The sequence below is a fragment of the Saccharothrix hoggarensis genome (genome assembly GCF_052936025.1).
In genome coordinates, this window is record NZ_CP193624.1 from 3,349,226 (window position 1) to 3,369,481 (window position 20,256).

Annotated in this window: 7 protein-coding genes; all 7 read left to right on the forward strand. The window is 74.5% G+C overall.

Annotation, left to right across the window (positions count from 1 at the left end; all coding sequences use genetic code 11):
• Positions 1 to 96: 96 nt before the first annotated feature.
• The 7 genes from ACRAKH_RS15575 (at position 97) to ACRAKH_RS15605 (ending at position 20,111) form a co-directional block, all read left to right on the forward strand.
• Complete coding sequence (locus ACRAKH_RS15575; protein WP_380722851.1) at positions 97 to 8,067, forward strand: amino acid adenylation domain-containing protein; 7,971 nt, start codon at positions 97 to 99, stop codon at positions 8,065 to 8,067.
• The gene (locus ACRAKH_RS15580) at positions 8,064 to 15,122 is read left to right on the forward strand and encodes an amino acid adenylation domain-containing protein (protein WP_447009899.1); all 7,059 of its coding nucleotides are present in this window, start codon (positions 8,064 to 8,066) and stop codon (positions 15,120 to 15,122) included. The genes ACRAKH_RS15575 and ACRAKH_RS15580 overlap by 4 nt, the downstream gene beginning before the upstream one ends.
• Before the next feature lie 3 nt (positions 15,123 to 15,125).
• Entirely contained in the window at positions 15,126 to 16,097 is a 972-nt protein-coding gene (locus tag ACRAKH_RS15585) for an ATP-binding cassette domain-containing protein (protein ID WP_380723117.1), read from the forward strand.
• Entirely contained in the window at positions 16,094 to 16,876 is a 783-nt protein-coding gene (locus ACRAKH_RS15590) for an ABC transporter permease (protein WP_380723115.1), read from the forward strand. Before ACRAKH_RS15585 ends, ACRAKH_RS15590 begins: the two co-directional genes overlap by 4 nt.
• Before the next feature lie 124 nt (positions 16,877 to 17,000).
• Entirely contained in the window at positions 17,001 to 18,938 is a 1,938-nt protein-coding gene (locus ACRAKH_RS15595; protein ID WP_380723113.1) for an ABC1 kinase family protein, read from the forward strand.
• Positions 18,939 to 19,065: 127 nt separating this feature from the next.
• Positions 19,066 to 19,569 carry a DUF3995 domain-containing protein gene (locus ACRAKH_RS15600; protein ID WP_380723111.1) on the forward strand — a complete coding sequence of 168 codons (504 nt, stop codon included), beginning with the start codon at positions 19,066 to 19,068 and terminating at the stop codon, positions 19,567 to 19,569.
• Positions 19,566 to 20,111, forward strand: coding sequence for a hypothetical protein (locus ACRAKH_RS15605; protein WP_380723110.1), 546 nt, complete (start codon positions 19,566 to 19,568; stop codon positions 20,109 to 20,111). The genes ACRAKH_RS15600 and ACRAKH_RS15605 overlap by 4 nt, the downstream gene beginning before the upstream one ends.
• The last annotated feature ends 145 nt before the right edge of the window (positions 20,112 to 20,256 follow it).

Consider the following 20,256-nt stretch of genomic DNA (forward strand, 5'->3'; position numbering starts at 1 on the left):
CGCACCACCACCGCCAGGACCGACCGCGCACGACCGACGGCGCACGACCGACTCGGCACCACCGACCTGCTCGACGCCGACTGGAGGCTGTGAAAGATGACCAAGCCTGGCCTGGCGGACGTGTTGCCGCTCTCGCCGTTGCAGGAAGGTCTGCTGTTCCACTCGCTCTACGACGAGCAGGGCGTGGACGTGTACACGGTCCAGCTCCTGTTCGACCTGGACGGCCCGGTGGACGGCGCCGCGATGCGCGGCGCGGTCCAAGCCCTGCTGCGCAGGCACCCGAACCTGCGGGCCGCGTTCCGCCACGAGAAGCTGAGCCGCCCGGTGCAGGTCATCCCGCGCGAGGTCGAGGCGCCGTGGGCGGACGTCGACCTCTCCGGGCTGGACGCCGACGCGCAGGCCGCCGAGCTGGACCGGCTCACCGCCGCCGACCGCGCGACCCGCTTCGACCTCGCCCGCCCCCCGCTGCTGCGCTGCACGCTGTTCCGCCTCGGCCCGGACCGCCACCGGCTCGTGCTGACCAACCACCACATCCTGGTGGACGGCTGGTCGATGCCGATCCTGGTGCGCGAGCTGTTCGAGCTGTACGCGAGCCGCGGCGACGACGCCGGCATGCCGGCGGTCACCCCGTACAAGCAGTACCTGGCCTGGCTCGCCCGCCAGGACCGCCCGGGCGCCGAACAGGCGTGGGCGGACGCGCTGAGCGGGCTGGCCGAGCCGACCCTGATCGCCCCGGACGCCCCCGAGCACAGCGGGGCCGCGCCCGAGCACCACACCGTCGCGCTCGACGCCGCGTCGACCCGCCGCCTCGCGGACGAGGCCCGCCGGCACGGCCTGACCATGAACACCGTGGTGCAGGGCGTGTGGGCCATGCTCCTCGCCCATTCCACCGGCCACGACGACGTGGTGTTCGGCGCCACCGTCTCGGGCCGGTCGCCGGAGATCCCCGGCGTCGAGTCCATGGTCGGCCTGTTCATCAACACCCTCCCGGTCCGCGTGACGCTGCCCGCCGACCGGACGTTCGCCGACGTGCTGCGACGCCTCCAGGACGAGCAGTCCCGCCTGATGGCGCACCAGCACCTCGGCCTGCCCGACATCCAGCGGATCGCCGGGCACACGACCTTGTTCGACACCATCGCGGTGTTCGAGAACTACCCGCTCGACCCGGCCGCGCTGCGGGTGGCCGCCGGCGACGTCGAGGTCGCGGCGGTCACCGCGGTCGACGCCACGCACTACCCGCTGAGCCTGATCGCGGGCATCGAGGAGGACGGCTCGCTGGGCCTGCGGCTCGACCACCGCCCCGAGGTGCTGTCCGCCGACGACGTGCGGCTGCTCGGCGACCGGCTCCTGCACCTGTTCGACGCCCTGGCCGACGGGTTCGACCGGCAGGTCGGGCGCGTCGACGTGCTCACCGAGGCCGAGCTGACGCGGATCGTGCACGAGTGGAACGACACCACCGGCGCGCGTCCCGCGGCCCACGACTCGATCGTCGCGGCGTTCGACCGGCAGGCCGACCTCGCGCCCGACGCCACCGCCGTCGTCTACGAGGACGTCCGGCTGACGTACCGGGAGCTGGACGAGCGCGCGAACCGGCTGGCGGGCCTGCTCGTCGAGCACGGCGCGGGCCCGGAGCGGTTCGTGGCGCTGGCGCTGCCGCGCTCGGCCGACCTGGTCGTCGCCGTGCTCGCGGTGCTCAAGTCCGGCGCCGCGTACGTGCCGCTCGACCCCGACTACCCGGCGGACCGGCTCGCGTTCATGATCGAGGACGCGCGGCCCGCGCTCGTCGTCGGCACCCGGGACGGCCTGGCCGCCCTCGGGCCGGACCTCGACGTCGAGCGGGTCGTGCTGGACGACGCCGACACGGCCGCCGCGCTCGACCGCCGTGCCGCCGACCGCCCGTCCGTGGCGATCGACCCCCGGCGGCCCGCGTACGTGATCTACACGTCGGGCTCGACGGGACGGCCGAAGGGCGTGGTCGTGCCGCACGGCAACGTGCTGCGCCTGCTGTCCTCGACCGAGCACTGGTTCGACTTCGGCCCGGATGACGCGTGGACCCTGTTCCACTCCTACGCCTTCGACTTCTCCGTCTGGGAGCTGTGGGGCCCGCTGCTGCACGGCGGACGCCTCGTCGTCGTCCCGCACGCGGTGAGCCGGTCGCCGGAGGACTTCCTGCGCCTGCTCGTGCGCGAGCGCGTCACCGTGCTGAACCAGACCCCGTCGGCGTTCTACCAGCTCATGCGCGCCGACCGGGAGAACCCGGACCTGGGCCGCGGCCTGGCGCTGCGGTGCGTGGTGTTCGGCGGCGAGGCGCTGGACCTGTGGCGGCTGTCGGACTGGTACGCGCGGCACGGCGACGACGCGCCCGTGCTCGTGAACATGTACGGCATCACCGAGACCACGGTCCACGTGAGCTACCTCGCGCTGGACGAGCCCACGGCGGCCGCGAGCCCCGGCAGCATGATCGGGCGCGCCATCCCGGACCTCCGGGTGTACGTGCTGGACCGGTCGCTGCGGCCGACCCCGCCCGGTGTCGCGGGCGAGATGTACGTGTCCGGCGAGGGCCTGGCCCGCGGCTACCACGGCCGGCCCGGCCTGACGTCGCACCGGTTCGTCGCCGACCCGTTCGGCACGCCCGGCGTGCGCATGTACCGCACCGGCGACGTGGCGAAGTGGACGGCGGCGGGCGCGCTGGAGTTCGTCGGCCGCGCCGACGAGCAGGTCAAGATCCGCGGCTTCCGCATCGAGCTCGGCGAGATCGAGGCGGTGCTGGGCGCGCACGAGAGCACCGGCGACGTCGCGGTGGTCGTGCGGGAGGACCAGCCCGGCGACAAGCGGCTCGTCGCGTACGTCGTCCCCTCGGGCGGCGGGGCGCTCGACCAGGCGGCGCTGCGGGCGCACGTCGCGGCCTCGGTGCCGGACTACATGGTGCCCGCCGCGTTCGTGCGGCTGGACGCGCTGCCGCTGACGGCGAACGGGAAGCTCGACCGCAAGGCCCTGCCCGCGCCCGAGTTCACCGGCGCCGGCGCCGGCCGTGCGCCGCGCGACCCGGCCGAGGAGATCCTCTGCGGACTGTTCGCCGAGGTGCTGGGCGTGCCGTCGGTCGGCGTGGACGACGGGTTCTTCGACCTGGGCGGCCACTCGCTGCTCGCGACCCGGCTGGTGAGCCGCCTGCGCTCGACGTTCGGCGTCGAGGTGCCGATCCGGACCCTGTTCGAGGCGCCCACGGTGGCCGCGCTCGCGCTCCGGCTGCGTGGCGCGGAGAGCGCGCGCACGGCCGTCCGGCCGATGCCGCGCCCCGACCGCGTCCCGCTGTCGTTCGGCCAGCGCCGGCTGTGGTTCCTCAACCGCTTCGAGGAGCGTTCGGCGGCGTACAACATGCCGCTCACCCTGAGCCTGTCCGGCGACCTCGACGTCACGGCGCTGCACGCGGCGCTGGGCGACCTGGTCGACCGGCACGAGACCCTGCGCACCCGGTTCCCCGACGTGGACGGCACGCCGCACCAGGAGGTCGTCCCGGCCGCCGAGGCACGGCCCGAGCTGATCGTCACCGAGGTCGCGCAGTCCGAAGTGGACGGTGCGCTGGCCGAGGCGGCGGGCAAGGGCTTCGACCTGGCCGTCGAACTGCCGGTGCGGGCGCACCTGTTCGCGGTCGGCGCGCGGGAGCACGTCCTCCTGCTCGTCATGCACCACGTCGCCGCCGACGGCTGGTCGATGCAGCCGCTGGCCCGCGACCTGTCCACCGCCTACGAGGCCCGTGCGGCGGGGAACGCCCCGAGCTGGGCGCCGCTGCCCGTGCAGTACGCGGACTACACGCTGTGGCAGCACGACGTGCTCGGCGCCGACGACGACCCGGACAGCGCGCTGAGCCGTCAGCTCGCGTTCTGGCAGGACGCGCTGCGCGGCCTGCCGGAGCAGCTGGAGCTGCCGACCGACCGGACCCGCCAGGCGGAGACGGACTTCGCGGGCGGCACGGTCCGGCTCGACCTCGACGCCGACCTGCACCGCGACCTGCTCGCGCTGGCCCGCGGCACCCGCACCAGCCTGTTCATGGCGTTGCAGGCGGCGCTGGGCGCGCTGCTGACCAGGGTCGGCGCGGGCGTCGACCTGCCGATCGGCACGGTCGTCGCGGGCCGCACGGACGACGCGCTCGACCAGCTGGTCGGGTTCTTCATCAACACGCTGGTGCTGCGCACCGACACCTCCGGCGACCCGACGTTCCGCGAGCTGCTGAACCGCGTCCGGGAGGCCGACCTGGCCGCGTTCGCGCACCAGGACGTGCCGTTCGAGCGGCTGGTCGACGCGCTCGCGCCGGACCGCTCGCTGTCGCGGCACCCGCTGTTCCAGGCGATGCTCACGCTGGAGAACAACCCGGTCGCCGACTTCGGCCTGCCCGGCTTGGACGTCAGCCCGCGCGACGCGGGCATCAGCACCTCGAAGTTCGACCTGTCGTTCGGGTTCGAGGAGCGCACCGGCCCGGACGGCGAGCCCGCCGGCCTGCACGGCAGCATCGACTACGCGCTGGACCTGTTCGACGAGGAGACCGTCACGGCGCTGGGCCGGCGGCTGACCCGCGTGCTGCGGGCGATGGTCGCGAGCGCGGACACCCGCGTCGGCGACGTCGAACTGCTCGACGCGGACGAGCGCCGGCGGCTGCTGGTCGACTGGAACGGCCCGCGCCGCGACGTCCCCGTGGTGACGCTGCCGGACCGGTTCCAGGCCCGCGCGGCGTCCGACCCGACGTCCACCGCCCTGATCTGCGGCGCCGACTCCGTCGACTACGCCCAGCTCAACGCCAGGGCGAACCGGCTGGCCCGCGTGCTCGTCGGGCACGGCGCCGGCCCGGAGCGGTACGTCGCCATCGCGCTGCCCCGGTCCGTCGACATGGTCGTCGCGCTGCTCGCCGTGCTGAAGTCCGGAGCCGCGTACCTGCCCGTCGACCCCGAGTACCCGGCCGACCGCATCCGGTTCATGCTCGCCGACACCGCGCCGACCCTGCTGCTCACCTCGTCCACCACGGACCTGCCCGAGCTGGAGTCCGACACCCCGCGGCTGCTGCTCGACGACCCCGCCGTCATCGCGGACGTCGAGAGCCGGTCGTCGGCCGACCTGGCCGACGCCGACCGCATCAGCCCCGCGTCGCCCGCCAACCCGGCGTACGTCATCTACACGTCCGGCTCCACCGGCCGCCCCAAGGGCGTGATCATCGAGCACGCCGCCCTGTCCGCGTACCTCGCCTGGACGACGGCGAAGTACCCGAGCACGGCGGGACTGACCCTGCTGCACTCGCCGATCTCCTTCGACCTCACCGTCACCGGCCTCTACACGACGCTGGTCGCGGGCGGCACGGTGCTGCTGGCGGCGCTGGAGGACGACGAGCAGGTGCGGTCGGTGCTGACCGAGCGCGAGGTCACGTTCCTCAAGGCCACGCCGAGCCACGTCGCGCTGCTGGCGGCGCTGCCGGACGAGTTCTCCCCGAGCGGGCACCTGCTGCTGGGCGGCGAGATGCTGCTCGGCGAGGCGCTGGCGGACCTGCGGGCCCGCAAGCCGCAGCTCACCGTGCTCAACGTCTACGGCCAGACCGAGACGACGGTGAACGCCTCGGAGCACCGGATCGAGCCGGGCACGGACCTGCCGGGCGGCGCGCTCGCGGTCGGCCGCCCGTTCGACAACATCGACATCTACGTCCTCGACGCGGCGCTGCGGCCGGTGCCGCCCGGCGTGACGGGCGACGTGTACGTGGCGGGCAGCCAGACCGCCCGCGGCTACCTCAACCGGTTCCCGCTGACCGCCGAGCGGTTCGTGGCCAACCCGTACGGCCCGCCCGGTTCCCGCATGTACCGCAGCGGCGACCTCGGCAAGCGCCGGGCGGACGGCGACCTGGTGTTCGTCGGCCGGGCCGACGACCAGGTGAAGATCCGCGGCTTCCGGATCGAGCTCGGCGAGATCGAGTCGGTCGTGGTGGGCCACCCGGCCGTGGCGACCGCGTCCGTGGTCGTCCGCGAGGACCGGCCCGGCGACCGGCGGCTGGTGGCCTACCTCGTCGGCGACGGCGCGGAGCCGGACCCGGCGGCGGTGCGCGAGCACGTCGCGGCGGCGTTGCCGGACTACATGGTGCCGTCGGCGTTCGTGGTGCTCGACGAGCTGCCGCTGACCCCGAACGGCAAGCTGGACCGCAAGGCGCTGCCCGCGCCGGACCTCACACCGGTGTCCACCGGCCGCGGTCCGCGCGACCACAACGAGGAAGTCCTCTGCGGGCTGTTCGCCGACGTCCTCGGCCTCGCGGCCGGCTCGGTCGGCATCGACGACAACTTCTTCGAGCTGGGCGGCGACAGCATCGTCTCCATCCAGCTGGTGAGCCGGGCCCGCAAGGCCGGCCTGGTGATCACCCCGCGGCAGGTGTTCGAGCGCAAGACCGTGGTGGCGCTGGCCGCCGGCGCGGGCACCCTGGACGGCGTGGTCTCGGCCGGGCCGGACCAGGGGACGGGCCAGGTGGCGCTCACCCCGGCGCTGCACCGGTTCCGCGAGCGCGGCGGCCCCATCGCCCGGTACAACCAGTCGACCCTGCTCCAGGCGCCCGACGGGCTGGACACCGACAAGCTCGTCGCGGTGCTGCAAGCCGTGCTCGACCGGCACGACGCCCTGCGGATGCGGCTCGACCGCGACGCGACCGGCTCGGAGTGGCGGCCGTTCATCCCGGAGCCGGGCGCGGTGCCCGCCGCCGAGTGCGTGCGGCGCGTCGACGTGACCGGCCTGACCGGCGCCGCGCTGCGCCGGGTGATCGCCGAGCACAGCGACGACGCGTGGGACCGCACCGACCCCGCCACCGGCCGCATGGTCCAGGTGGTGTGGTTCGACGCGGGCCCGTCCGCGCCGGGCCGGGTGCTGGTCGTCGCGCACCACCTCGTGGTGGACGGCGTGTCGTGGCGGATCATCACCGACGACCTCGCCGCCGCGTGGGACGCGGTGCGCGCCGGCCGTGCGCCGGAGCTGCCGGAGGTCGGCACGTCGTTCCGGCGCTGGGCCGAGCACCTGGTGGCGCAGGCGCACACCGCCGAGCGCGCCGCCGAGGTCGGGATGTGGGCCGAGCTGCAGGACGAGTACGACCCCCTGCTGGGCGACCGCCCGCTGGACCCGACCACCGACACCATGGGCACGGTCCGGTTCGTCACGGACACCCTGCCCGCCGACCTGACCGCCCCGCTGCTCACCACGCTGCCCGGCGCGTACCAGGCGGGCGTCAACGACGTGCTGCTGACCGCGCTGGCGCTGGCCGTGACGCGATGGCGCGCCGCCCGCGACGAGGACGAGGACGACGACACCACCGCCGTCATGGTCGACCTCGAAGGCCACGGCCGCGAGGAGGCGAGCGTCGGCGCGCCGGTCGACCTGTCCCGCACGGTCGGCTGGTTCACCAGCCGGTACCCGGTGCGGCTCGACCCCGGCCCGGTGGACGCCATCGAGCTCGCGCACGGCGGTCCGGCCGTCGGCGCCGCGCTCAAGCGGGTCAAGGAGCAGCTGCGCCTGCTGCCCGACAACGGCATCGGCTACGGCCTGCTGCGGTTCCTCAACCACGGGACGCGCGAGCGCCTCGCGGACCTGCTCGACCCGCAGATCAGCTTCAACTACCTCGGGCGGTACCGCGCGTCGGAGCGGCCCAAGGCGTGGGGCGCGGTGAACGACGAGGGCATGGTGGCCGGCGCGGACGTGTCCGGCAGCCGGCCCGACCCGGCGACCCCGCTGACGCACACCCTGTCCGTGAACGCGATCACCGAGGACCACGCCGACGGGCCGCGCCTGGTCGTCATCTGGTCGTGGCCCCAGACGCTCCTGGCCGAGACGCACGTGCGGGAGCTGATGGCGTGCTTCGCCGACGCGGTGCGCGGGCTGGTGGCGCACGGCGAGCGCGACGACATCGGCGGCCTGACCCCGTCCGACGCCGCCCTGGTCGCCGTCACGCAGGACCAGCTCGACCGGTTCGAGTCCCGGCTGGACGCCGCCGACGACGACGAGGACGAGGAAGACGACGACGTGGACGAGCCGATCGACGAGTGGGAGTTCGCGCAGTGAAACGGTCGAGGGTCGAAGACGTCCTGCCGCTGTCACCACTCCAGGAGGGCCTGCTCTTCCAGACGTTGCTGGACGACGAGGGCGAAGACCTCTACGTGTCCCAGCTCCTGCTGGACGTCGAGGGTCCGCTCGACGTCGCGCGGCTGCGCCAGGCGGCGAAGGCGCTGCTGCACCGGCACGCCAACCTCCGCGCGAGCTTCGAGCACGAGGGCCTGGCCATGCCGGTGCAGGTCATCCCGCGCAAGTTCACCGTCCCGTGGCAGCAGGTCGACCTGGCCGCGCTCGACCCGGTGGCGCAGCAGGCGGAGCTGACCGCGCGCCACGCGGCCGACCGGGCCACCCGGTTCGACCTGTCCAGCCCGCCGCTGGTGCGGTTCGCCGTGTTCCGCCTGGCGCCCGGCCGGTTCCGGCTCGCGCTGTCCAAGCACCACCTGCTGCTCGACGGCTGGTCCATGCCGATCGTGGTGCGGGAGCTGTTCGAGCTGTACGGCGACGAGAACAGCCTCCCGCCCGTGACGCCGTACAAGAACTACCTGGAGTGGATCGCCCGTCAGGACAAGTCCGTCGCCGACGCCGCGTGGCGCGACGCGATGGGCGGGCTGGACGAGCCGACGTTGCTGGTGCCCGCCGACCCGGGCGCCGCGCCGGGCCGCCCGGACACGCTGATCCGCGTGCTGCCCACCGACCTGTCCGACCGGGTGCACCGCTGCGCCCGGGAACGCGGCCTCACCGTCAACACGCTGTTCCAGGGCGCGTGGGGACTGCTGCTGGGCGTGCTCACCGGACGGTCCGACGTGGTGTTCGGCAGCACGGTCGCGGGCCGGCCGCCGGAGGTCACCGGCATCGAGTCCATGGTGGGCCTGTTCATCAACACCCTGCCCGTGCGGGTGCGGTGGAGCCAGGACGAGCCGGTCGTGGACGTGCTGCGCCGCGTGCAGGGCACCCAGGCCGACCTGATGCCGCACCAGTACGTGAGCCTCGCCGAGGTTCAGCAGATGGCGGGCTACCAGCGGCTGTTCGACACCGTGACGGTGTTCCAGAACTACCCGGTCGAGTCGGACGAGGACGCGGCCACGATCGCCGGCCTGCGCATCCGGGGCGTGCCCGGCAAGGACGGCACGCACTACCCGCTCAGCTGCGCGGCGGGCGTCGCCGGCCGCGAGTTCCAGCTGCGCCTGTCGTACCGGACCGACCTGTTCCGGCCGGAGTGGGTCGAGTCCACGATGGACCGCCTGGTGCGCGTCCTCGACGGCCTCACCGCGGACGCCGACCAGGCCGTCGGCCGGATCGACGTCCTGTCGGCGGCCGAGCGCGCCCGGATCGTGCGGGAGTGGAACGACACCGCGGCCGACGTGCCGCCCGCCACGATCGGCGAGCTGTTCCAGGCGCAGGCCGCCCGCACCCCGGACGCGCCCGCGCTGGTCATGGGGGAGCGGACGCTGTCCTACGGCGCGCTGAACGAGCGGGTGAACCGGCTGGCGCACCTGCTGATCGGGCGCGGCGTCGGACCGGAGGCCATCGTCGCCGTCGCGGGCGGCCGGTCGATCGAGCTGGTCACGGCGCTGCTCGCGGTGAGCAAGGCGGGCGCGGCCTACCTGCCCGTGGACGCCGACTACCCGGCGGACCGCATCGCCTACATGGTCGAGGACGCGCGGCCCGTGCTGGCGCTCGTGGACGCCGCGGCCGACCACGTCATCGCCGGTGTCTCCGACGTGCCGCGGCTAGTCCTCGACGACGTGGACGCGAGCGCCTTCCCGGCGACCGACCCGACCGACGCCGACCGCGTCGCGCCGCACGTCCCCGCGCACCCCGCGTACGTCATCTACACCTCCGGTTCCACGGGACGCCCCAAGGGCGTCGTGGTCACCCACACCGGTGTCGCCAGCATGGTCCGCACGCACACCGAACGGCTCGGCGTCGGCCCCGGCACCCGGACGCTCCAGTTCGCCTCGCCGAGCTTCGACGCGGCGTTCTGGGAGTACGTCATGGGCCTGTTCTCCGGCGGCGCCCTCGTGCTGGCGGAACCCGAGCGGATGATGCCGGGCGAACCGCTGGCCACCGTGCTGCGCGAGCACGCCATCACCCACGCCACGCTGCCGCCGGTCGCCCTGGCCGACACCGCGGCCGACGCCGACCTCCTGCCCGACGGTCTGCTGATCACGGCCGGCGAGGCGTGCTCGGCCGAGCTCGTGCAGCGCTGGGCCGCCGGCCGCACCATGATCAACGGCTACGGGCCCACCGAGACCACCGTCGCCTCGGCGATCAGCGGACCGCTCGTGCCCGGCGGCACCCCGCCCATCGGCACGCCCGTGGTGAACCTGCGGTGCTACGTGCTGGACGCCGCGCTGCGGCCCGTCCCGCCGGGCGTCGCCGGGGAGCTGTACGTGGCCGGTCACGGCCTGGCCCGCGGCTACCTGGGCCGGCCCGCCCTCACCGCGCAGCGGTTCGTGGCCAACCCGTTCGAGACCGGCGGCTCCCGCCTGTACCGGACCGGCGACCTGGCCCGCTGGACCGCCGACGGCGTGCTGGAGTTCGTCGGCCGGGCCGACGAGCAGGTGAAGATCCGCGGCTTCCGGATCGAGCTGGGCGAGATCGAGTCCGTCCTCGCGGCGGACCCGGCCGTCGAGCAGGTCCACGTGATCGCCCGCGAGGACCGGCCGGGCGACCGGCGGCTCGTCGGCTACGTCCTGCCGGCCGCCGGCGCGGAGCCCGACCTCGCCGAGCTGCGCGCGCTCGTCGCCCGCACGCTGCCCGAGTACATGGTGCCCGCCTCGTTCGTCGTCGTGGACGCGTTCCCCGTGACGCCCAACGGCAAGCTGGACCGCAAGGCGCTGCCCGCGCCGGACCGATCGGCCGCCGCCGGACGCGCACCGTCCACAGAGGACGAGAAGGCGCTCGCCGCGCTGTTCGCCGAAGTGCTCGGCGTGGACGAGGTCGGCGCGGACCAGGGCTTCTTCGACCTCGGCGGGCACTCGCTGCTCGCCACCCGCCTGGTCAGCCGCATCCGCTCCGAACTCGGCGTGGAGCTGGCCATCCGGACCCTGTTCGACGCGCCGACGGTCGCCGCCCTCGCCACCCGCCTCGACCGGGGCAGGCGGACCAGGAGCGCGGTCGTGGCCCGCCGCCGCCCCAAGGTCGTGCCGCTGTCGTTCGCCCAGCGCCGGCTGTGGTTCCTCAACCGGATGGGCGGCCAGGCCGACGCGTACGTCATGCCGGTGGCGCTGCGCCTGACCGGCGAGCTGGACCGCGGCGCGCTGCGGTCCGCCCTGTCCGACGTCGTCGGCCGGCACGAGGCACTGCGCACCGTCTTCCCCGAGGGCGACGACGGCACGCCGCGCCAGGCCGTGCTGGCCGCCCGCGAGGTCGAGCTGTCCATCGCGGACGTGCCGCGCGACGCGGTGGACGACGCGATCGCCACCGCCGCCAGGGCGGGCTTCGACCTCACCACCGAACCGCCGCTGCGCGCCCACCTGCTGCACGTCGCCGAGGGCGAGCACGTGCTGGTCCTCGTGCTGCACCACATCGCGGCGGACGGCTGGTCGATGTCCCCGCTGGCCCGCGACCTGTCCCACGCCTACCGGGCCAGGGCGACCGGCGGCGCGCCGCAGTGGGCGCCGCTGCCCGTCCAGTACGCCGACTACGCGTTGTGGCACCACGAGCTGCTGGGTCGCGAGGACGACCCCGACAGCCTCATCGCCACCCAGCTCGCCTACTGGTCGGAGCAGCTCGCCGGCGTGCCCGACCAGCTCGACCTGCCGACCGACCGGCCCCGCCCGGCGACGCCGGACCACCGCGGCGGCCGCGTGCCGGTGTGGCTCGACCCGCGCACCCACGCCCGGCTCGCCGACCTGGCCCGTGTTGCCGGCGCGAGCACGTTCATGGTGCTGCAGTCGGCGTTCGCGGCCCTGCTGACCCGGCTCGGCGCGGGCACGGACATCCCGATCGGCACGCCGGTCGCGGGCCGCACCGACGACGCGCTGGACGACCTGGTCGGCTTCTTCGTCAACACCCTCGTGCTGCGCACGGACACGAGCGGCGACCCGACGTTCCGGCAGCTGCTCGACCGCGCCAAGGACACCGACCTCGCCGCGTACGCCCACCAGGACGTGCCGTTCGAACGGCTGGTGGAGGTGCTGAACCCGCGCCGCTCGCTGGCCAGGCACCCGCTGTTCCAGGTGATGCTCACGCTGCAGAACAACAGCGAGGCCACCATCGCGCTGCCCGGACTGCGGGCGGACGCGTACCCCGCCACCGGCGGCGGCGCGAAGTTCGACCTGTCGCTGAGCCTGTCCGAACGGCACGCGAACGGCGCGCCGGACGGCGTGGACGGCATGCTCGCCTACCGCACGGACCTGTTCGACGAGGACACCGCGCAGCGGATCGCGGGCTGGTTCGAACGGCTGCTCGCCGCGGCGGCGGCCGACCCCGACCAGCCGATCGGCGCGCTGGACCTCCTCGACGACGCCGAGCGGCACGACGCGCTGGCGCGGTGGAACAGCGCCGCCCACGACGTGCCGGTCGTCCCGGTCGCCGAGCTGGTCGAGGCCCAGGTGGCCCGCACCCCGGACGCCGTCGCCGTCACCGGTGGCACCGGCCCGGCCCACCAGGAGCTGACCTACCGGCAGCTGGACGAGCGCGCCAACGCGATGGCGCACCTGCTCATCCGGCACGGCGCCGCGCCCGGCGAGATCGTCGCGCTGGCCCTGCCCCGCTCGGTCGACCTGGTCGTCACGCTGCTCGCCGTGCTCAAGTCGGGCGCCGCGTACCTGCCGCTCGACCCGGACCACCCGGTGGACCGCCTGCGCCACGTCCTCGACGACGCCGCGCCGCTGCTGCTGATCGGCGACGGCGTGCCCGGCGCGGACGTGCCGACGCTCCGGCCGGCCGACCTCGACCTGCGGACCTTCCCGGTCACCGCGCCCACCGACGCCGACCGCCGCTCCCCGCTGCGCCCGGGGCACCCCGCGTACGTCATCTACACGTCCGGCTCCACCGGCAGGCCCAAGGGCGTGGTGGTGGAACACCGGTCGGTCGCGGACTACCTGGGCTGGACGGCCGCCGCCTACCCGAGCGCGACCGGCGCGGCGGTGCTGCACTCGCCGGTGTCGTTCGACCTCACCGTGACGGCCCTCTACACGCCGCTGGTGGTGGGCGGCTGCGTGCACGTCGCCGCGCTGGAGGAGTCCGCCGGGACGTCCGCCGCCCTCGCCGCCCGACCGGCCACGTTCCTCAAGGCCACCCCGAGCCACCTCCCGCTGCTGACCGCGCTGCCCGACGCGTACTCGCCCAGCGGCGAGCTGCTGCTGGGCGGCGAGGCGCTGCTGGGCGAGGCGGTCGCGGCCTGGCGCCGCGCCCACCCGGACGCGGACGTGGTCAACGTCTACGGACCCACCGAGGCCACGGTCAACTGCACCCAGCACCGCGTGCCCGCCGGCGTGCCGCTGCCGTCCGGCCCGGTGCCGATCGGCAAGCCGTTCGCGGGCACCCGGGCGTACGTCCTGGACGCCCGCCTGCGCCCCACGCCGACCGGCGTGCCGGGGGAGCTGTACATCGCGGGCGCGTCGCTGGCCCGCGGCTACCTGGGCCGGGCCGGGCTGACGGCGGAGCGGTTCACCGCCGACCCGCACGGGCCGGCCGGCTCCCGGATGTACCGCACCGGCGACGTCGCGCGCCGCCTGCCGAACGGCGACCTGGTGTACCTGGGCCGCGCCGACGACCAGGTGAAGGTGCGCGGCCACCGGATCGAGCCGGGCGAGATCGAAGCGGTCCTGCGCGGCCTCGACGGTGTCGCCGAAGCCGCCGTGGTGGTCCGCGAGGACCGCCCGGGCGACCGCAGGCTCGTCGCGTACGTCGTGGGCACGGCCGAGCCGGAGGGCCTGCGCGCCGCGCTCGCCCGACGCGTGCCGGACTACATGGTGCCCGCCGCGTTCGTCACGCTCCCCGCGCTCCCGTTGACCCGCAACGGGAAGCTGGACCGCGCCGCCCTGCCCGCGCCGGACTTCGCCGAACGGGTCCGCGGCCGCGCGCCGCGCACACCCGTGGAGCGGGTCCTGTGCGAGTTGTTCGGCGAGGTGCTCGGGGTGGACGGCGTCGGCGTGGACGACGACTTCTTCGCCCTCGGCGGCCACTCGCTGCTGATCATCCGGCTGGTCGGGTTGGTCCGCGACCGGCTCGGCGCGCGGCTCGGCGTCGCGACCCTGTTCCAGGCGCCGACCGTGGCCGAGCTGGCCCCCGCCGTGGAGCACGGCGCGACCCGGCCCGCGGACGGCGGGTTCGACGTGCTGATCCCGTTGCGGTCCAAGGGTTCCCGGCCGCCGCTGTTCTGCGTGCACCCCGCGCTGGGCATCGGCTGGGTCTACTCCGGCCTGCTCCGGCACCTGCCCGCCGACCAGCCCGTCTACGCCCTGCAGGCCGCGGGGCTGGCCGACGACGGCGGCCTGCCCGGCTCGGTCGGCGAGATGGCCGAGGACTACCTGCGCCGGATCAGGGCGGTCGCGCCGCGCGGCCCGTACCGCCTGGTCGGCTGGTCGTTCGGCGGGCTGGTCGCGCACGAGCTGGCGACCCGCCTCGAACAGGAGGGCCACGAGGTCGAGCTGACCCTGATGGACTCCTACCCGCAGGCGCCGCGCGCCGACCGCGACCAGGACGGGTTCCTGCGCGGCATGCTCGCGGCCGCCGGCGTCGACCCCGAGGGCCACGACCTCACCCACGAGGCGGTCGCCGCCACGCTCGCCCGGACCGGCACCGCGTTCGGCGCGCTCGACGCGGACCGGCTGGCCGGCGTGGCCCGGGTGGCCGCCAACAACGCCCGGCTCGCCGACGCGTTCACGCCCGGCGCCTACCGGGGCGACGTCCGGTTCTTCCAGGCCACCGCCGGGCGCGGACCCGACGCGCCGGACGTCACCGCCTGGCGGGACGCCGTGACCGGGCGGATCGACGTCCACCCGGTCGACTGCGCGCACGACGACATGACCCAGCCCCGACCACTGGCCCGGATCGCCGAGGTCCTGACCGCTCGCACGCCGCACCGCACCGCAGACCTATCCGAGAGGTGAGAGATGGACTACGCGATCCACGCGGAGGGACTCCGCAAGCGCTACGGCGACACCGAGGCCGTCGCCGGCGTCGACCTGGCCGTGCCCGCCGGGACGATCATGGGCGTGCTCGGGCCGAACGGCGCGGGCAAGACCACCACCGTGCGCATGCTCGCCACGCTCCTGCGGCCCGACGCGGGCCGCGCCACGGTGGCCGGCTACGACGTCGTCACGCAGGCCAAGGAGGTCCGCGGCAAGATCGGCCTCACCGGCCAGTACGCCGCCGTGGACCAGAAGCTGACCGGCCGCGAGAACCTGCACCTGATCGGCGTGCTGCACCGGCTCGGCCGGCGCGGCGCGGGGGCCAGGGCCGAGGAGCTGCTGGCCCGGTTCGACCTGACCGAGGCCGCCGACCGGCTCAGCGGCACCTACTCGGGCGGCATGCGCCGCCGCCTCGACCTCGCGGCCAGCCTGCTCGCCGACCCCGCCGTGCTCTTCCTGGACGAGCCCACCACGGGCCTCGACCCGGTCAGCAGGCTGGACCTGTGGGCGATGATCCGCGCCGAGGTCGACCGCGGCCTGACCGTGCTGCTCACCACCCAGTACCTCGAAGAGGCCGACCAGCTCGCCGACCGCGTCGCCGTGGTCGACAAGGGCGTCGTCATCGCCGACGGCACGCCGCAGGAGCTGAAGCGCAAGGTCGGCCACGACCGGCTGGACGTCACCGTGGCGCACGCCGCCGACGGCCTCGTGGTCGCCGACGCGTTCACCCGCGCCATCTCGTCCACGTCCTCGGTCTCGCCCGACGGCCTCACCGTGTCGCTCACCCTGACCGGCGACTCCACCGTCTCCGCCGCGGTGTCCGCACTGCACGGCGCCGGCGTCGACCTCGTCGACCTCGCCGTGCGCAGGCCCACCCTCGACGATGTGTTCATCGCCCTCACCGGCGCCCCGCGTGGCGTCGACGAGGTCTCCCGAGAGAAGAGCACGGCATGAACGCGGTCCTCACCGACTGGAGCGCCCTCGTCGGGCGCCACCTGCTGCACCTCCGGCGGATGCCGGACAAGCTCGTCAGCGCCACCGTCCTGCCCATGGTGTTCGTGGTCCTGTTCGGCGTGCTGTTCGGCAGCGCGATCACCATCCCCGGCGGCGACTACGGCGAGTTCATCATGGCCGGCATCTTCACCCAGGTCATGATCACCGCCGTCCCGAACACGGCCCTCGGCACGCTGGAAGACCTCGGCAACGGCCTGGTGGACCGGTTCCGCTCGCTGCCGATGTCGCCGTCGGCCGTGCTGGTCGGCCGCACGGTCGGCGACACCGCGCTGCGCGCCGTCACCTGCGTCGCCATGACCGCCGTCGGCTACGCCATCGGCTGGCGCCTGGAAGGCGGCGTGCTCGCCGCCATCGCCGGGTTCGGCGTGCTGCTGCTGTTCGGCTTCACGATGGCGTGGCTGGGCGCGCTGCTCGGCATGAAGGTGAAGAGCCCCGAGGCCGCCGCCTCGCTGCCGTCGCTGCTGCTGATGCCGCTCATGTTCCTGTCCAGCGCGTACGTCCCGCTCGGCGGCCTGCCCGCGTGGCTGCGCGCCATCGCCGAGTGGAACCCGATCAGCGCCGTCGCGAGCGCCTGCCGGGCGCTGTGGGGCAACCCGGCCGCCGCGGGCGACAGCTTCGCCGCCCGCAACCCGATCCCGCTGGCCCTGGCGTGGCTCGCCCTGGCGCTGCTGGTCATCGTGCCGCTCGCGGTCCGCAAGTACCGCTCGGCCACCGTCTGACGCGGACGCCGGGACGCGCCACCTCGCGTCCCGTCCCGTCCACGCCTGCCCGAGATCTGCCTCCAGGAGGGGGAGTCATGACGACCACGTCTCCGCTCGCCCGACGAACCCCGGGCGGCCCGTCATGAGCGAGGTGCTGTTCGCGCCGCTGTTCATCGGCGGCACCCTGCTGGCCGTCGCGGTGCTGGCCGCGCTGGCCCGCAAGCTGCTCGGCCTGCGGGTCGGCGTGACCAGGACGCTCATGGCGGGCGGGCTCGGCCTGATCGCCGAGACGGTGTTCGGCGTGGCCGTGCGGCCGACCGGCAACCAGCCCGTCCTGATCACCATCCAGATAGGCGTCGCCCTGACGGTGGCGGTCATGTTCCTCGTGGCCGCCGAGGCGGTCGCGCCGACCGGCTCGCTCGGCTGGCCGACCGACTGGGTGAAGGGCCTCCGCAGCCGGATCTCCCGCACCCGGCGGTACTCGCGGATCACCGGCATCGCGGTCCGCCACGGCCTCGGCCCCTACCTGCGGGGAACGCGCACCCGCGCCCGCTCGGGGCCGCGCCGGCCCGCCCGGTCGCTGCGCCTGGCGCTCGAAGAGGGCGGCGTCACGTTCGTCAAGCTGGGCCAGCTCATGGCGACCCGCAGCGACCTGCTGCCGCCGGAGTTCGTGTCCGAGCTGTCCCGCCTGCACAGCCACGTCACACCGGTCGGCTGGGACGAGATCGGCGACCTGCTCGAAGAGGAGCTGGGCCGTCCGGTGCACGAGGTGTTCGCGTCGTTCGAGGAGCGGCCGATGGCCGCCGCCGCGATCGCCCAGGTGCACCGCGCCCGCCTGCTCGACGGCACGGACGTGGTGGTGAAGATCCAGCGGCCCGGCATCCGCGCCGTCGTCACCCGCGACCTCGACATCCTGTCCCGGCTCGCCCGCACGCTCGAGGCCCGCACCCGCTGGGGCGCCGCGATCGGCATCCGCGAGCTGGCCACGGGCTTCTCCGGCGCGCTGCGCGAGGAACTGGACTTCCGGGTGGAGGTCCGCAACACCCTCGCCGTGAGCGCGGGCCGGTCCGGCGACACCGACGTCGTGCTCCCCACCCTGCACGAGCGGCTGTGCACCGAGCGCGTCATGGTGCTCGACCGGCTGGACGGCACGCCCCTGGGCGAGGCCACCGGGCTGCGCGACCTCGACCCGGCCAAGCGGCAGGAGCTGGCGCGCGACCTGCTGGGCTGCGTGCTGCGGCAGATCCTCGTGGACGGCGTGTTCCACGCCGACCCGCACCCCGGCAACGTCCTCGTGCTGTCCGACGGCCGCCTCGCCCTGCTCGACTACGGCTCCGTCGGCCGGCTCGACACCGCGGTCCGGTCGGCGTTGCAGCGGTTGCTGTTCGCCGCGAACACCGGCGACGCGGCGGCGCTGCGCGACGCGCTGCTGGAGCTGGCCGTGCCCGCCGAGGAGGTCGACGAGACCAAGCTGGAACGCGCGCTCGGCCAGTTCATGGCGCTGCACCTGGCCGGCTCCACCGGCCCCAACCTCGAGGTCTTCACCGCGCTGCTGCGGCTCACGGCCAAGTTCGGCCTGGTCGTGCCGCCGGAGGTGGCCGCGGTGTTCCGCTGCCTGATCACGCTGGACGGCACCCTCGCGTGCGTCGCCCAGCCGTTCGACCTGATGACCGAGGCGCGCACGTGCGCGTCCAAGATCTTCTCCGACCGGTTCACGGCCTCGTCGCTGCGCCGCTCGGTGGCCGACGAGGCGCTGGCGCTGCTGCCGATGCTGCGCAAGCTGCCGCGCCGGCTCGACCGGATCACCGGCGCGCTGGAGCGCGGCCAGTTCTCGGTGCGCGTCCGGCTGCTGTCCGACGACGGCGACCGGCAGGCCGTGACCGCGATGCTGGACCAGGTGACCACGGCGTTCCTCGGCGCGGCGACAGGCGTGATGGCGGTGCTGCTGATGAGCACCGACGGGGGACCGGACATCACCGCCGACGTCTCGTTGTTCCAGGTCATCGGCTACAACCTGCTCGTGCTGAGCAGCGTGCTCGTGCTCCGCGTGCTGTTCACGATGGTCCGCCGAACCCGGTGACCACCCGTGACGACGCCCCGACGTGCAGCAACGTGCAGACGTGACGTTCGGTCACCGGTCGGCGACGCCAGCGCCCTATCCTGGGCCTGGGCGGCGCGCTGCGCGGCGCCGCGACGAAGGGGATTTCATGCACGGACGTCCGGCGACCTCGATCGGCACGACGAGCGCCACCGGCACTCCCTGGTTCGGCTACGGGACCGCGGTGTGGGCGTTCGCCTTCGCCGTCCTGCACGTGTACTGGGCGTTCGGGGGCGGGTTCGGGCTGCCCGAGGGCTTCTCGGTGCCCGACCACACGCTCCTGCTGATCATCGACATCGTCGCCGTGCCGCTGTGCGTGGCGGGCGGCGTGCTGGGCCTGGCCCTGATCCGGCCGTGGGGGCTGCGGTTGCGGCGGTGGATGCGGCTGGCGGCGGCGTGGGGCATGTGCGCGCTGTGCCTGGTGCACTCGGTGCCGACCGTGGTCCAGGCGGCGGTCGTGCTGGCCCGCGGCGAGCAGGACACCCTGTCCACGCCGGAGAAGTTCAGCCTGTTCGGTTACGAGCCCTACTGGTTCGTGGGTGGCGTCCTGGTCGGTCTGGCGGCGCTCGTGCACCAGCGGAACACCCGGTCGACGGCGAAAGGCGTGGAATGACCCCCAGTCTGCTGGACCAGGTGCTGCCCGAGTGGCAGTTCGACGAGCGGCACGAGCTGGACGCGCGGGGTGACACCGACGTGCTGGCCGCGATCGAGCGCGTCACGTGGTCGGAGGTGCCGCTGTTCCGGGCGCTGCTGTTCCTCGGCTCGCTCGGCCGCACCAGGATGCCCCCGGACCGCCCCTTCCTCGCCGACCTCACCAGCGGCGGCTTCACCGTCCTCGGCCGCGGCCCGGACGAGGTCGTGATCGGCGCCGCCGTCCGCACCACCGACCCCGCCGGCTCCGTGGCCCTCGGCTCCGACCCGGCCGAGGCCGCCGAGATCTTCCGCAACGTCACCGACCCCGGCCACTACAAGGTCGCGTTCAACTTCCGCCGCGCCGGCGGAGCCGTCCGCACGGAGACCCGCGTGCTGGCCACGGACGAGGCGACACGCCGCAGGTTCACCCGCTACTGGCTCCTGATCCGCCTGCCCAGCGGCCTGATCCGGGCCGAGTGGCTGCGCGCGGCCCGCCGACGCGCCCTCACCGCGCCGGCCTAGCCCCACGCCCTTCCCGAACACCGCGGACGTCCCACGTCCGCGGTGTTCGCGCGCGCCCGCGACGGGGTGCCCGACCGGGGTGCAGGTTGCGGCAGGCGCGGTCTGGAAGTGGCTCCACGACTCGATAATCGGTCCCGGTGGCAAG